We start from the raw sequence: 13931 nt of genomic DNA, 5'->3' as shown, positions 1-13931 counted from the left end.
GTGACCGCAATCATCGACCTGCAAGGCCGTCAGATCATCGACAGCCGGGGTAACCCCACGGTGGAAGTTGACGTGTTTCTGGAGGACGGCAGCTTCGGTCGCGCAGCGGTGCCGTCGGGCGCGTCGACCGGCGCGCATGAGGCGGTTGAGAAGCGTGACGGTGACAAGAGCCGCTGGCTTGGCAAGGGCGTTGATGCGGCGGTGGAAGCCGTGAACGGCGAGATCGCCGACGCCATTCGCGGGCTTGAGGCTGAGGATCAGATCGAGATCGACGCCGCGCTCATCGAGTTGGACGGTACGGAGAACAAGGGCCGGCTTGGCGCCAACGCGATCCTGGGCGTCAGCCTTGCGGTGGCGAAGGCCGCCGCTGATGCCCGTGGCCTCCCGCTCTATCGCTATGTCGGCGGCGTTGGTGCGCATGTCCTGCCGGTGCCGATGATGAACATCATCAACGGCGGCGAACATGCCGACAATCCGATCGACTTCCAGGAATTCATGATCATGCCGGTGGGTGCCGACAGCATCCTGGAGGCAGTCCGCTGTGGCTCGGAGATCTTCCACACACTGAAGAAGGGCCTGCATGAGAAGGGCTTGGCAACGGCGGTTGGCGACGAGGGTGGCTTTGCGCCCAATCTTGCCAGCACGACGGACGCGCTCGACTTCATCATGCAGTCGATCGAAAAGGCCGGCTACACGCCGGGCGACGACGTGATGCTGGCGCTCGATTGCGCAGCGACCGAATTCTACAAAGACGGCAAATATGTGATCTCGGGCGAGGGGCTGACGCTCGAGCCTGGCGCCATGGCCGACTATCTCGCTGACCTCGTTGCCCGGTACCCGATCCTTTCGATCGAGGACGGCATGGCCGAGGATGATTTCGAGGGCTGGAAGGCGCTGACCGACGCTGTCGGCGGCAAGGTTCAACTGGTCGGGGACGATCTGTTCGTCACCAACCCGGCACGTCTGCGCGACGGCATTTCGCGCGGCCTTGCCAATTCTTTGCTGGTGAAGGTCAACCAGATCGGCACGCTTAGCGAAACGCTTGAGGCGATCCGGGTGGCCGAGCGGGCCGGCTACACCGCGGTGATGAGCCACCGCTCCGGCGAGACTGAGGACTCGACGATCGCCGATCTGGCGGTTGCCACGAACTGTGGGCAGATCAAGACGGGTAGCCTCGCGCGCTCCGACCGGCTCGCCAAGTACAACCAACTCATCCGCATCGAGGAAGAACTTGGAACAATCGCGGCCTATGCTGGCCGGGATGTGCTGCGTTCGCGGTAAAAGCGCTTGAAACAGCGAGGGCTTTCGGCGAAAATTGGCCGGTGAGCCGCCGTAAGCCCTCGTCCTTTGCTGCTATCCTGAAGCGCGCTGCCTGGCCGGCTGCGGCGCTGCTGGTGATGGCGTTCTTCGGCGGCTATGCGGTGCTTGGCGCCAATGGACTGCTGGCCTTTGGCGATTACAAGCGCCAGGTCGCGAAACGAGAGCGCTATTACGCCGCACTCGATCAGAAGCGCGAGATGCTGCGCAACCGGGTCGCTCTGCTCGACCCGCGTCATGCGAACCCTGACATGGTCGATGAACTGGTTCGGCGTGAATTGAACGTCGCCCATCCCGATGAAGTGATCGTCCCGCTGAAGTAATCGCATCCGCCGCGTGTGTGTGCCGGCGAACTGAAATTGCAGAAGCTCCCGCATCGACATTCCGGCCGACCTTCGCCCCGCTACCGCGGCTCTTTTCCCCGTTTGCGAATCAGGTCATGCTGAACTCTTCGAAGGGGAAGGGCATGGCAGTTATTGAGCTTCTGTGGCCGACGTTCGCGTTGGTGGCCTTGATATTCGTGGTCTGGTTCACGCTGTTCATCCAGCGCTTCACCCACATGCGTCGCCACCCGCCCGGCCCGCGGGATTTCGCCGACGGTGAGGCCGCGCTGCGTTACTTCCGCCCGGTGGAAATGCCGGCGAACAATCTCGCCAATCTGTTTGAAATGCCGGTGCTTTATTTTGCGCTTGTGCCGCTGCTGATCCTGACCGGACAGGCAAATCATGTGCAGGTCGCGCTCGCCTGGATGTTCGTTCTTGCACGATCTATCCACAGCTTTATCCACATAGGTCCGAAGAAGGTGCAATGGCGCTTTTTCGCCTATCTTGCCTCGGTGATCGTGCTGATGGCGATGTGGATCGGGTTTTTCGTCGATATACTTCGCGTCGCGCGTGAATACAGCCGCGTGATCGGCGCTTTGGGGGGTGTTCTTTGAAGTCCATGCTGATTGCAGCGGCCGCCGTCGCCGCTACGCCGGTGGCTGCCGAGACGGTGGTCGTAACTGCGGCGCGGATGCTCGATGTGGAGATGGGCAGGATCGTGGAGCGCCCGGTGATCACGGTCACCGACGGCCGCATCACCGCCATTGGCGCTGCGGCGCCGGCGGATGCCAAGCAGCTTGATTTGGGTGATGTGACGCTCGTTCCCGGCCTGATCGACATGCACGTCCATCTCGACAGCACGCCGCTATACGGCGGCTACACCGGTCTGCAGTTCACCGATAATTTCTGGGCGGTGCAAGGCGTCGGCAATGCGGCCTCGATGCTGCGCGCGGGCTTCACCACCGTGCGCAATGTCGGGTCGGAAAACTACAACGACGTCGCCTACAAGCAGGCGATCGAGGAGGGGCTGATGATCGGCCCGCGGATCGTCCCTGCCGCACACGCGCTTGGCGCGACCGGCGGGCATTGCGATAGCACATTCTTCCCGCCGTCCTTCGATCAACACGGCAAGGCAGTCGGCGACACGCCCGATCAACTTCGCTTCCGTGTGCGTGAACAGCGGAAGTACGGCGCCGAGGTCATCAAGGTTTGCGCAACAGGCGGCGTCTTCAGCCGCAATACCGAGCCGGGTCAGCAGCAGCTCTCGGAAGCAGAGCTGAAGGGCATCGCCGACGAGGCGCATCAATGGGGCCTGAAGACGGCCGCCCACGCGCATGGCGCGGCCGGGATCAAGGCGGCGATTCGCGCAGGGATTGATACCATCGAGCACGCCAGCCTGATCGACGACGAAGGCATCCGCCTGGCAAAGGAACGCGGCGCCTATCTGTCGATGGATATCTACAATACGGAATACACCCAGGCCGAAGGCAAGAAGAACGGCGTGCTCGAAGATAACCTGCGCAAGGACCGCGAGGTCGCGCAGATCCAGCGAGACAATTTCCGCAAGGCCAATGCGGCTGGCGTGAAGATGGTGTTCGGCACCGACGCCGGCGTCATGCCGCACAAGGATGCGGCGAAGCAGTTCCGCGTCATGGTTCGATATGGGATGACGCCGCTGCAGGCCATTCGCGCCGCCACGGTTACCGCTGCCGAAGCGCTAGGGCGCAGCAAGGATGTTGGCACGATTGCGGTCGGCCGCTTTGGCGACATGGTGGCAGTGGCGGGTAATCCGCTCTTCGATGTCACGGTGCTGGAGCGACCGGTTGCCGTCATCAAGGGTGGTGCGCGAGTCGACTGACGTGCCGACGCTCACGCGTTGGCATGGTATCGTGAACGAAACAAAGTTAACGGCGTCCATCTTTCGACCGGGGGATGGGTGATGCGGAGCGGAACGGTGATCGGAGTGCTGGCTGGCGCCGCCATGCTGATAGGGGCGGCGCCTGACGGCCCTGACCTTGGCGCGAACCTCGAGCGCTTCACCTACCCGTGGCCCCTCCAGAACATGACGGTTGATGTCGTCGGGCAGCCGGCCAGCATGGCGTTCATGGATATCGCGGCAGAGCGGCCAAACGGGCGCGTCGTCGTTCTGCTGCATGGCAAGAATTTCTGCGGCGTGACTTGGGCTTCAAGCGCCCGCGCGCTTGCAAAGGCCGGCTACCGCGTGATCATCCCCGATCAGATCGGGTTCTGCAAATCCTCGAAGCCGCAGGCCGCGCAATATAGCCTCGCGATGCTGGCTAATAACACGCGCCGCCTGCTGGCGTCGCGCGGGGTGAGCCGGGCAACGATCGTCGGGCACTCCATGGGCGGCATGCTGGCGATGCGATACGCCATCATGTTCCCGGATGCGGTTGAGCGGTTGGTGCTGGTCAATCCGCTTGGTCTGGTCGACCGATCGGAGGAGGGCGTGCCCTATGTCGATCTCGACACGCTTTGGGCGACCGAGAGGAAGACCAGCTACGCTTCGATCAAGGCGTACCAGCAGGCCAATTACTACCATGGCACCTGGAAGCCGTCTTATGACCGGTGGGTCTGGATGCAGGCGGGAATGTATGCGGGGCAGGGCCGCAACATCGTCGCGCTCGCGCAGGCGAAGACCAGCGAGATGATTCGCACCCAGCCGGTCGCCCACGAGCTGTATCGGCTGAAACCGTCCACCACGGTGATCATCGGCACGTTGGATCGGACCGCGTTCGGCCGCGGCCAGGCGCCCGCGTCGCTCCAGCAATTCTTGAAGGCGATTCCGCAGGTGGCGCCCGATGCGGTTCGCAAGATCCCGAAAGGCAAGCTGGTCCGCATGGAGGGGCTCGGTCATTCGCCTCAGATCGAAGACCCCGTTAGGTTCGAAACGCTGCTGCTCGAAACAGTGGCGTGACGCGTATCACCGCCGGCGGGTGAGGGCGCCCGGCCGGCGTTGACGGCTAAGCGTCCGATGCGTATAGCCGCGCCCGTTCGTGGCGGGTGTAACCTGCCGCGGGCAAGCTTGAACATTGCTGGATGCTTAGAGGACCCGGGAGGCTGCATGGCCGCCCAAGGTCCTTTTCGTATTCCAAGTGCTGTCAGGGCTCCAGCAAAGTAACCTATACGAAAGGTGAAGGCTTCAATGCCGACGATCAACCAGCTGGTCCGCAAGGGCCGCGAACCGCAGAAGGCCAAGAGCAAGGTCCCTGCGATGGAGCAGAACCCGCAGAAGCGCGGCGTCTGCACCCGTGTGTACACCACGACCCCGAAGAAGCCGAACTCGGCGTTGCGCAAGGTTGCAAAGGTTCGCCTGACCAACCAGCGCGAAGTCATCAGCTACATCCCGGGTGAAGGCCACAACCTGCAGGAGCACTCGGTGGTGCTGATCCGCGGCGGCCGTGTGCGCGACCTTCCGGGCGTGCGCTATCACGTGCTGCGCGGCGTTCTCGACACGCAGGGCGTGAAGGACCGCAAGCAGTCCCGCTCGAAGTACGGCGCGAAGCGTCCGAAGTAAGCCGGCATCCCGGCTGGTCCGGGGTTTCGAGGTTTGTGTCCCGCACCATCGTCAGGCGGCTCCGGCAAACGCGGGGGCAGGGCGGACAGGAGCGGTTGATCTGAGAAGGAATTCCAAATGGCGCGTCGTCGTCGTCCCGAGAAGCGGGAAATCCTGCCTGATCCCAAGTTCGGGGATGAGGTTCTGTCCAAGTTCATGAATTCGGTGATGCTGGACGGCAAGAAGTCCGTCGCCGAAGGCATCGTCTATTCCGCGCTCGACACCGTCGAGACGCGCGCCAAGCGCGATCCGCTCGGCGTGTTCCATGATGCGCTGAACAACATCAAGCCGGGGATCGAGGTCCGCAGCCGCCGTGTCGGCGGTGCGACCTATCAGGTTCCCGTCGAGGTTCGTCCGGAGCGCGCGCAGGCACTGGCGATCCGCTGGCTGATCTCCGCGGCCCGCGGCCGCAGCGAGAACACCATGTCGGCTCGTCTGTCGGGTGAGCTGCTCGACGCTTCCAACAACCGCGGCAACGCGGTGAAGAAGCGCGAAGACACCCACCGCATGGCGGAAGCGAACCGCGCCTTCAGCCACTACCGCTGGTAGTCTTGGAAGCGTCTCGAACGTAAACTATATCGTGGGGAGCCGGCCAAGGGCCTGCTCCCCACATCGCTAAGGAAAGCCCGACCATGGCCCGCAGCCATCCGCTCGAGAAGTACCGTAACATCGGCATCATGGCGCACATCGACGCCGGCAAGACGACGACGACCGAGCGCATCCTTTACTACACCGGCAAGTCCTACAAGATCGGCGAAGTGCACGAAGGCACTGCGACGATGGACTGGATGGAGCAGGAGCAGGAGCGCGGCATCACCATCACCTCCGCAGCGACCACGTGCAAGTGGCGCGCGAACGAGGGCAAGGGTGACGAGCACCTCATCAACATCATCGACACCCCCGGCCACGTCGATTTCACCATCGAGGTGGAGCGTTCGCTGCGCGTGCTCGACGGCGCGGTCACCTGCTTCGACGGCGTTGCCGGCGTTGAGCCGCAGTCCGAGACCGTGTGGCGCCAGGCGGACAAGTATCGCGTTCCGCGTCTCTGCTACGTCAACAAGCTGGACCGCACCGGTGCTAACTTCGACCGTTGCGTTCAGATGATCAAGGATCGTCTGGGTGCGCGCACGGCCGTTCTGTACTTGCCGATCGGCATCGAGAGCCAGTTCGTTGGTCTCGTCGACCTCGTCGAGAACCGTGCAATCGTGTGGCTGGACGAATCGCTGGGCGCGAAGTTCGAATATCGCGAGATCCCGGACGATATGAAGGACGTGGCTGCGGCTGCGCGTGCCGAGCTGGTCGAGATCGCAGTCGAACAGGACGAGGAAGTTCTGGAAGCGTACCTGGAGGGCAACGAGCCCGACACGGCGACGCTGAAGCGTCTGATCCGCAAGGGCACGCTGGCGTTCGACTTCGTGCCGGTGCTGTGCGGTTCGTCGTTCAAGAACAAGGGCGTTCAGCCGCTGCTCGACGCGGTGGTCGATTATCTGCCGAGCCCGCTCGACATTCCTGACGTTCAGGGCGTGAAGCTCGACGGTGAAACCGTCGACACCCGTCCGCCGTCGGATGACGCGCCGATGTCGCTGCTCGCGTTCAAGATCATGAACGATCCGTTCGTCGGCTCGCTCACCTTCGCGCGCATCTATTCGGGCAAGCTGACCAAGGGCAGCTACCTGAACTCGGTGAAGGACAAGAAGGAAAAGATCGGCCGTATGCTCCTGATGCACGCGAACTCGCGTGAGGACATCGAGGAAGCGCGCGCTGGCGACATCGTCGCGATCGCGGGTCTGAAGGAGACCACGACCGGCGACACGCTGTGCGATCCGGCGAACCCGATCATCCTCGAGCGGATGGAATTCCCCGAGCCCGTCATCGAGCTCAGCGTGGAGCCGAAGACCAAGGCCGACCAGGAAAAGATGGGCATCGCGCTCAATCGTCTGGCTGCCGAGGATCCCTCGTTCCGCGTGTCGACCGATCACGAATCCGGCCAGACGATCATCAAGGGGATGGGCGAACTCCACCTCGAGATTCTCGTCGACCGCATGAAGCGTGAGTTCAAGGTCGAGGCGAACGTCGGTGCGCCGCAGGTGGCGTATCGCGAATATCTGAAGAAGCCGGTCGACATCGACTTCACCCACAAGAAGCAGTCGGGTGGTACGGGTCAGTTCGGTCGCGTGAAGGTGAAGCTGACGCCGGGTGAGCGCGGCGCTGGCATCATCTTCAAGGACGAGATCAAGGGCGGTAACATTCCGAAGGAATATATCCCCGCGATCGAGAAGGGCTTCCGTGAGACCGCGGCGACCGGTTCGCTGGTCGGCTTCCCGATCATCGACTTCGAGATCACGCTGTACGACGGCGCGTACCACGACGTCGACTCGTCGGCCCTCGCGTTTGAAATCACCGCCCGTGGCGCCATGCGCGAAGCGGCGCAGAAGGCCGGCATCACGCTGCTTGAGCCGGTGATGAAGGTCGAGGTCGTGACGCCTGAGGATTACCTGGGCGACGTGATCGGTGACATGAACTCGCGTCGTGGCCAGATCCAGGGCACCGACACGCGCGGCAACGCGCAGGCGGTGACGGCGATGGTCCCGCTGGCGAACATGTTCGGCTACGTGAACTCGCTGCGTTCCTTCACGCAGGGCCGCGCGAGCTACTCGATGCAGTTCTCGCACTATGACGAAGTGCCGCAGAACGTTGCCGACGAAGTGAAGGCCAAGATGGCCTGACCCGTTTCTCCGTCATCCGGCACTGCCGGGTGGCGGAGAGGGTTTGCGAAACCGCAATTCAGCCGCTATGGGGCCGCCTTCACGGCGAGTCCTCGTGCGGCTCAAGTGGAAATCCAGAAGGTAGGACAACAATGGCTAAGGCTAAGTTTGAGCGGACCAAGCCGCACCTGAACATCGGCACCATCGGTCACGTCGACCACGGCAAGACCTCGCTGACCGCAGCGATCACCAAGGTTCTGGCTGACCAGGGTCTGTCGGAAAAGGTCGACTTCGAAAACATCGACAAGGCGCCGGAAGAGCGCGCTCGCGGCATCACCATCTCGACCGCGCACGTCGAGTATGAGACCGCAAACCGTCACTACGCGCACGTCGACTGCCCGGGTCACGCTGACTATGTGAAGAACATGATCACCGGCGCGGCGCAGATGGACGGCGCGATCCTGGTTGTGTCGGCCACCGACGGCCCGATGCCGCAGACCCGTGAGCACATCCTGCTCGCCCGCCAGGTTGGCGTGCCGGCGATGGTCGTGTTCATGAACAAGGTCGACCTTGTCGACGACGAAGAGATCCTGGAGCTCGTCGAGCTCGAGGTTCGCGAGCTGCTGTCCTCGTACGAGTTCCCGGGCGACGATATTCCGATCATCAAGGGTTCGGCCACGGCCGCTCTCTCGGGTTCGGACGAGAAGCTCGGCAAGAACGCCGTTCTCGAGCTGATGCAGGCGGTTGACGACTACATCCCGCAGCCGGAGCGTCCGCTGGACAAGCCGTTCATGATGCCGATCGAAGACGTGTTCTCGATCTCGGGCCGCGGCACCGTGGTGACCGGCCGTGTCGAGACCGGCGTGATCAAGGTTGGTGAGGAAGTCGAGATCGTCGGCATCCATCCGGAAGTCCGCAAGACGACCGTCACCGGCGTTGAGATGTTCCGCAAGCTGCTCGACCAGGGCCAGGCTGGCGACAACGTCGGCGCGCTCATCCGCGGTGTTGCTCGCGACGAAGTCGAGCGTGGCCAGGTGCTCTGCAAGCCGGGCTCGATCAAGCCGCACACCGACTTCTCGTCGGAAGTGTACGTGCTGTCGAAGGAAGAGGGTGGCCGTCACACGCCGTTCTTCGCCAACTATCGTCCGCAGTTCTACTTCCGTACCACGGACGTGACCGGCACCGTCGAGCTGCCTGAGGGCACCGAGATGGTGATGCCGGGCGACAACGTCGCTCTGGGCATCAAGCTGATCGCTCCGATCGCTATGGACGTCGGCCAGCGCTTCACGATCCGTGAGGGTGGTCGTACCGTCGGCGCCGGTGTCGTCAGCGGCATCAGCAAGTAAGATCTTCCTCTAAGATCTAGCGGTTCGCCGCAAAGCTGCCGCCCGGCACGCCATTTGGCGTGTCGGGCGGTTGCCTTTTTATGAGGGCATGGCTATTGGCCGCGCCTTCAACAGTTTCACGAACAGCAAGAGCCGCGTTCACGTGGCCCGCTCTTTCGCATCGGTAGGGATTATGGACAGCAACATCCGCATTCGCCTGAAGGCGTTCGATCATCGCGTGCTCGATCAGGCTACCGGCGACATCGCCGACACCGCCCGACGCACGGGTGCCCTTATCCGCGGTCCGATCCCGCTTCCGACGCGTATCGAAAAGTTCACGGTCAACCGTGGCCCGCACGTCGACAAGAAGAGCCGCGAGCAGTTCGAAGTGCGTACCTACAAGCGTATGCTCGACATCGTGCAGCCAACCCCGCAGACCGTCGACGCGCTGATGAAGCTCGACCTGGCCGCGGGCGTTGACGTTGAGATCAAGCTGGCGTAATGGCCCGCATCCCGCGGTTGACGTGAGTCCCGCGGGTTTGTCGTTCCCGTGGTGAGGGAATGGTTGGGAAGCCCCAAGGGCCCCTGACAAGCAAGAGATACCGCCAGTCGTTCGCGGCTGGGACAGCGTCTCCCGTCTGCTTCCGCGAGGAAGCAAGCAGCCCGGGACGGGGGCACGTTTCGCATTTTCCGGGCTGAGGGATTTTGTCAAAGTTGTGCTTTGGCGGGGTCCCGATTGGGATGTCTCCTTTCAGGAGGCGTCACAAGCACCTTGGGGATGGGCCTCAGGGTGCCTCTGTTGAGGAGCTACGGATCATGCGTACCGGCGTGATCGCGAAGAAGATGGGCATGACCCGCCTGTTCCAGGACGACGGCCGCCACGTGCCCGTCACTGTCCTGCAGCTGGAAGGGCTTCAGGTCATCTCTCGCCGCGAAACAGAACGTGACGGCTATACGGCCGTCCAGCTTGGTGCAGGCGTCGCCAAGGCAAAGAATGTCGCCAAGCCGCAGCGCGGCCACTTCGGCAAGGCCGAAGTCGAGCCGAAGGCGATCGTCCACGAATTCCGCGTCAGCGAGGACAACCTCCTCGACGTCGGCGCCGAGATTTCGGCTGATCACTTCGTTGCTGGCCAGTTCGTCGATATCCAGGGTCGTACCCAGGGTAAGGGTTTCGCTGGCGCCATGAAGCGCTGGAACTTCGGCGGTCTGCGTGCGACGCACGGCGTTTCGGTTTCGCACCGTTCGCACGGTTCGACCGGTAACCGTCAGGATCCGGGCCGCGTCTTCAAGAACAAGAAGATGGCTGGTCACATGGGTGACAAGAACCGCACCCAGCAGAACCTCGAGATCGTCGGCACCGACGTCGAGCGTGGCCTCATCTTCGTCAAGGGCTCGGTCCCTGGCTCGAAGGGCGGCTGGCTGTTCGTCAAGGACGCCGTGAAGCTGAAGCCGCATGCCGACGCGCCGCGTCCGGCCGGCTTGAAGGCTGCCAATAGCAACAACGCAGCGGCTGCTCCGGCAACCGAAGCGACCGACGGCCAGGAGGGCTGAACGTGAAGGTCAAGGTTTCCTCCTTCGCCGGGAACGAAGCGGCGGACGTCGAGCTGTCGGACGAGGTCTTCGGCCTCGAGCCGCGCGCCGACATCCTGCACCGCGTTGTGACCTGGCAGCTCGAGAAGCGTCGCGGCACTGCCCGCGGCACCCGCGAGCGTTCGGACGTCGCGCGTTCGGGCAAGAAGCTCGGTCGCCAGAAGGGCGGCGGTGTGGCTCGTCACGGCGATCGCCGCGCTCCCGTCTTCATCGGCGGTGGTAAGGCTCACGGTGCTCGCGTTCGCGACTTCAACCCGTCGCTGAACAAGAAGGTTCGTGCGCTGGGCCTGAAGATGGCGCTTTCGAGCCATGCGAAGGCCGGCTCGCTTATCGTGCTCGACGGTTTCAAGGTCGCCAAGACCAAGGAACTGAAGGGTCACTTCGAGGCGCTCAACGTTGGCAAGCGCACGCTGGTCATCGACGCCGAGACGGCTGAGGGCTTCCGCGCCGGCTACAACCTGCCGGGTGTGGATCTGCTCCCTGCGGTTGGCGCCAATGTCTATGACATCATCAAGGCCGATACGCTGGTGCTGACCCGCGCTGCGGTCGAGAAGCTGGAGGCTCGCTTCAATGGCTAAGCAGCAGCAGAAGGCGATCGACAACCGTCACTATGACGTGATCGTCGCGCCGCACATCACCGAGAAGTCGACCCTTCTCTCCGAGCAGAACGCCGTGGTGTTCAAGGTCGCGCAGAACGCGTCCAAGCCGGAGATCAAGGCGGCGGTTGAAGCGATCTTCGACGTCAGCGTCGTTGGCGTGAACACCATCGTCCAGAAGGGCAAGACGAAGCGCTGGAAGGGCAAGCCCTATTTCCGGTCGGACATGAAGAAGGCGATCGTCACGCTCAAGGACGGGCAGACGATCGACGTCACCGAGGGGGCCAAGTAAGATGGCACTCAAGCATTATAACCCGACCAGCCCCGCGATGCGCGGGCTGGTGCTGATCGACCGGTCGGGCCTGCACAAGGGCGCGCCTGTCAAGGCGCTGACCGAAGGCAAGCGCAAGACCGGCGGTCGCAACAACAAGGGTCACGTGACCAGCCGCGGCATCGCGGGCGGCCACAAGCAGAAGTATCGCTATATCGACTTCAAGCGTCGCAAGTGGGACGCCGAGGGTACGGTCGAGCGGCTCGAGTATGACCCGAACCGTACGGCGTTCATCGCGCTGATCAGCTACGCCGACGGCGAGCAGGCCTACATCATCGCGCCGCAGCGCCTGAATGTTGGCGACAAGATCATCGCCGGCAAGAAGACTGACGTGAAGCCGGGCAACGCCATGGAGCTGGGCCAGGTCCCGGTCGGCACCATCGTCCACAATGTGGAGATGAAGCCGATGAAGGGTGGCCAGATCGCCCGTTCGGCCGGCACCTATGTGCAGGTCGTTGGTCGTGACCGCGGCCTGGTGATCGTTCGCCTGAACTCGGGTGAGCAGCGTTACCTGCGCAGCGATTGCATGGCGACGGTTGGTGCGGTGTCGAACCCCGACAACCAGAACCAGAACTTCGGCAAGGCTGGTCGCAGCCGCTGGATGGGCAAGCGTCCGCTTACCCGTGGCGTTGCGAAGAACCCGGTCGATCACCCGCACGGCGGCGGTGAAGGCCGCACCTCGGGCGGCCGTCACCCGGTCACCCCGTGGGGCAAGCCGACGAAGGGTGCGCGCACCCGCCACAACAAGGCGACGGACAAGATGATCATCCGTAGCCGCCACGCGAGGAAGAAGTAATGGCTCGCTCCGTCTGGAAGGGTCCGTTCGTGGACCTTCATCTGCTGAAGAAGGCAGAGGTGGCGCAGGATCAGGGCACCCGTGCAGGTCCGATCAAGACCTGGTCGCGTCGTTCGACGATCCTCCCGCAGTTCGTCGGTCTGACGTTCAACGTCTACAATGGCCGCAAGTTCGTGCCGGTGTCGGTGAACGAAGAGATGGTCGGCATGAAGCTGGGTGAGTTTGCGCCGACGCGCTACTTCCCGGGTCACGCCGCTGACAAGAAGGGCAAGCGCTGATGAGCAAGCCTCAGTCCCCCCGCAAGGTCGGCGAGAAGGAAGCCCTCTCGGTCGGCACGCAGATCCGTGGTTCGGCGCAGAAGCTGAACCTCGTCGCGGGTCTGATCCGCGGCAAGAAGGCCGGCGACGCGATGAACATCCTGGCCTTCTCGAAGAAGGGCATGGCGGTCGACGCGCGCAAGGTGCTCGCCTCCGCGATCGCCAACGCCGAGAACAACCACAACCTCGACGTCGACGCGCTCGTCGTCGCCGAGGCGTCGGTCGGCAAGTCGATCACCATGAAGCGGTTCGCGACGCGCGGCCGCGGCAAGTCCACCCGCATCCTGAAGCCGTTCTCGCGGCTGCGGATCGTCGTGCGCGAGCAGGAAGAAGCCTAATGGGTCATAAGAGCAACCCGATCGGTCTGCGCCTGCAGATCAACCGCACCTGGGACAGCCGCTGGTACGCCGACGGCGCTGACTATGGTCGCTTGCTGCTGGAGGATCTGAAGATCCGCCAGTACATCCTGAAGACGCTGCCGCAGGCGGCGATCTCCAAGGTGGTGATTGAGCGTCCGGCCAAGCTGTGCCGCATCTCCATCTTCGCTGCGCGCCCCGGCGTGATCATCGGCAAGAAGGGCTCGGACATCGAGAAGCTGCGCAAGACGCTCGGCGCGATGACCAGCTCCGACGTGTCGCTGAACATTGTCGAGATCCGCAAGCCGGAAGTCGACGCGAAGCTCGTCGCCCAGGGCATTGCTGATCAGCTCGAGCGCCGTATCGCCTTCCGCCGCGCCATGAAGCGCGCGGTGCAGTCGGCAATGCGCCTGGGTGCCGACGGCATCCGCGTTGCGTGCGGCGGTCGCCTTGGCGGCGCCGAGATCGCGCGTTCGGAGAGCTATCGCGAAGGCCGCGTTCCGCTCCACACGCTGCGTGCGAACATGGACTATGCCGAGGCGCAGGCCCACACCGCTTATGGTGTGTGCGGCGTCAAGGTCTGGATCTTCAAGGGTGAGATCCTGGGCCATGATCCGACTGCGACCGATCGCCTGATGATGGAGGCCCAGACCTCCGGCGTGCGCCCTGCGCGCGATGACCGCCGCTAAGGAGTAGAAGAA

Annotated in this window: 17 protein-coding genes; all 17 read left to right on the top strand. The window is 63.2% G+C overall.

The window, feature by feature from the left end; all coding sequences use genetic code 11:
- The 17 genes from eno (at window position 1) to rpsC (ending at window position 13919) form a co-directional block, all read left to right on the top strand.
- Window positions 1-1281 carry a phosphopyruvate hydratase gene (gene eno, locus LK535_RS06225; RefSeq protein ID WP_227770960.1) on the top strand — a complete coding sequence of 427 codons (1281 nt, stop codon included), beginning with the start codon at window positions 1-3 and terminating at the stop codon, window positions 1279-1281.
- Between the two features lie 41 nt (window positions 1282-1322).
- A complete protein-coding gene (locus tag LK535_RS06220; protein ID WP_415837088.1) occupies window positions 1323-1640 on the top strand; it encodes an FtsB family cell division protein in 318 nt (105 codons plus the stop codon).
- A gap of 143 nt (window positions 1641-1783) precedes the next feature.
- Window positions 1784-2254: an MAPEG family protein gene (locus LK535_RS06215; protein WP_227770959.1), complete on the top strand. Its 471-nt coding sequence runs from the start codon at window positions 1784-1786 to the stop codon at window positions 2252-2254.
- Between the two features lie 5 nt (window positions 2255-2259).
- The gene (locus LK535_RS06210) at window positions 2260-3498 is read left to right on the top strand and encodes a metal-dependent hydrolase family protein (protein WP_227771098.1); all 1239 of its coding nucleotides are present in this window, start codon (window positions 2260-2262) and stop codon (window positions 3496-3498) included.
- 81 nt (window positions 3499-3579) lie between these two features.
- A complete protein-coding gene (locus LK535_RS06205) occupies window positions 3580-4575 on the top strand; it encodes an alpha/beta fold hydrolase (protein WP_227770958.1) in 996 nt (331 codons plus the stop codon).
- 228 nt (window positions 4576-4803) lie between these two features.
- The gene (gene rpsL, locus LK535_RS06200; protein ID WP_019831557.1) at window positions 4804-5175 is read left to right on the top strand and encodes a 30S ribosomal protein S12; all 372 of its coding nucleotides are present in this window, start codon (window positions 4804-4806) and stop codon (window positions 5173-5175) included.
- A gap of 117 nt (window positions 5176-5292) precedes the next feature.
- Window positions 5293-5763, top strand: a complete 471-nt coding sequence (rpsG, locus tag LK535_RS06195; RefSeq protein ID WP_227770957.1) for a 30S ribosomal protein S7 — start codon at window positions 5293-5295, stop codon at window positions 5761-5763.
- A gap of 83 nt (window positions 5764-5846) precedes the next feature.
- Window positions 5847-7940, top strand: coding sequence for an elongation factor G (gene fusA / locus LK535_RS06190; RefSeq protein ID WP_227770956.1), 2094 nt, complete (start codon window positions 5847-5849; stop codon window positions 7938-7940).
- A gap of 131 nt (window positions 7941-8071) precedes the next feature.
- Window positions 8072-9265, top strand: a complete 1194-nt coding sequence (tuf, locus tag LK535_RS06185) for an elongation factor Tu (protein ID WP_227770955.1) — start codon at window positions 8072-8074, stop codon at window positions 9263-9265.
- Window positions 9266-9437: 172 nt separating this feature from the next.
- Complete coding sequence (rpsJ, locus tag LK535_RS06180) at window positions 9438-9746, top strand: 30S ribosomal protein S10 (RefSeq protein ID WP_066776796.1); 309 nt, start codon at window positions 9438-9440, stop codon at window positions 9744-9746.
- A gap of 314 nt (window positions 9747-10060) precedes the next feature.
- On the top strand, window positions 10061-10795 hold the full coding sequence (rplC, locus tag LK535_RS06175; RefSeq protein ID WP_227770954.1) for a 50S ribosomal protein L3: 735 nt from the start codon (window positions 10061-10063) through the stop codon (window positions 10793-10795).
- A gap of 2 nt (window positions 10796-10797) precedes the next feature.
- Window positions 10798-11412: a 50S ribosomal protein L4 gene (gene rplD, locus LK535_RS06170; RefSeq protein WP_227770953.1), complete on the top strand. Its 615-nt coding sequence runs from the start codon at window positions 10798-10800 to the stop codon at window positions 11410-11412.
- Complete coding sequence (locus LK535_RS06165) at window positions 11405-11722, top strand: 50S ribosomal protein L23 (protein WP_227770952.1); 318 nt, start codon at window positions 11405-11407, stop codon at window positions 11720-11722. Before rplD ends, LK535_RS06165 begins: the two co-directional genes overlap by 8 nt.
- Before the next feature lies 1 nt (window position 11723).
- Window positions 11724-12557 (top strand): 50S ribosomal protein L2, encoded by an 834-nt coding sequence (rplB, locus tag LK535_RS06160; RefSeq protein ID WP_227770951.1) that lies wholly within the window; start codon window positions 11724-11726, stop codon window positions 12555-12557.
- A complete protein-coding gene (gene rpsS / locus LK535_RS06155; protein WP_066776785.1) occupies window positions 12557-12835 on the top strand; it encodes a 30S ribosomal protein S19 in 279 nt (92 codons plus the stop codon). Before rplB ends, rpsS begins: the two co-directional genes overlap by 1 nt.
- Window positions 12835-13212 carry a 50S ribosomal protein L22 gene (gene rplV / locus LK535_RS06150; protein WP_227770950.1) on the top strand — a complete coding sequence of 126 codons (378 nt, stop codon included), beginning with the start codon at window positions 12835-12837 and terminating at the stop codon, window positions 13210-13212. Before rpsS ends, rplV begins: the two co-directional genes overlap by 1 nt.
- Complete coding sequence (gene rpsC, locus LK535_RS06145) at window positions 13212-13919, top strand: 30S ribosomal protein S3 (RefSeq protein ID WP_066776782.1); 708 nt, start codon at window positions 13212-13214, stop codon at window positions 13917-13919. The genes rplV and rpsC overlap by 1 nt, the downstream gene beginning before the upstream one ends.
- The last annotated feature ends 12 nt before the right edge of the window (window positions 13920-13931 follow it).

This window comes from Sphingomonas sp. IC4-52, assembly GCF_020707225.1.
GTDB lineage: Bacteria > Pseudomonadota > Alphaproteobacteria > Sphingomonadales > Sphingomonadaceae > Sphingomonas.
Note: the sequence above shows the minus strand (reverse complement) of the source record. Positions and strands in the feature narration are given on the sequence as shown.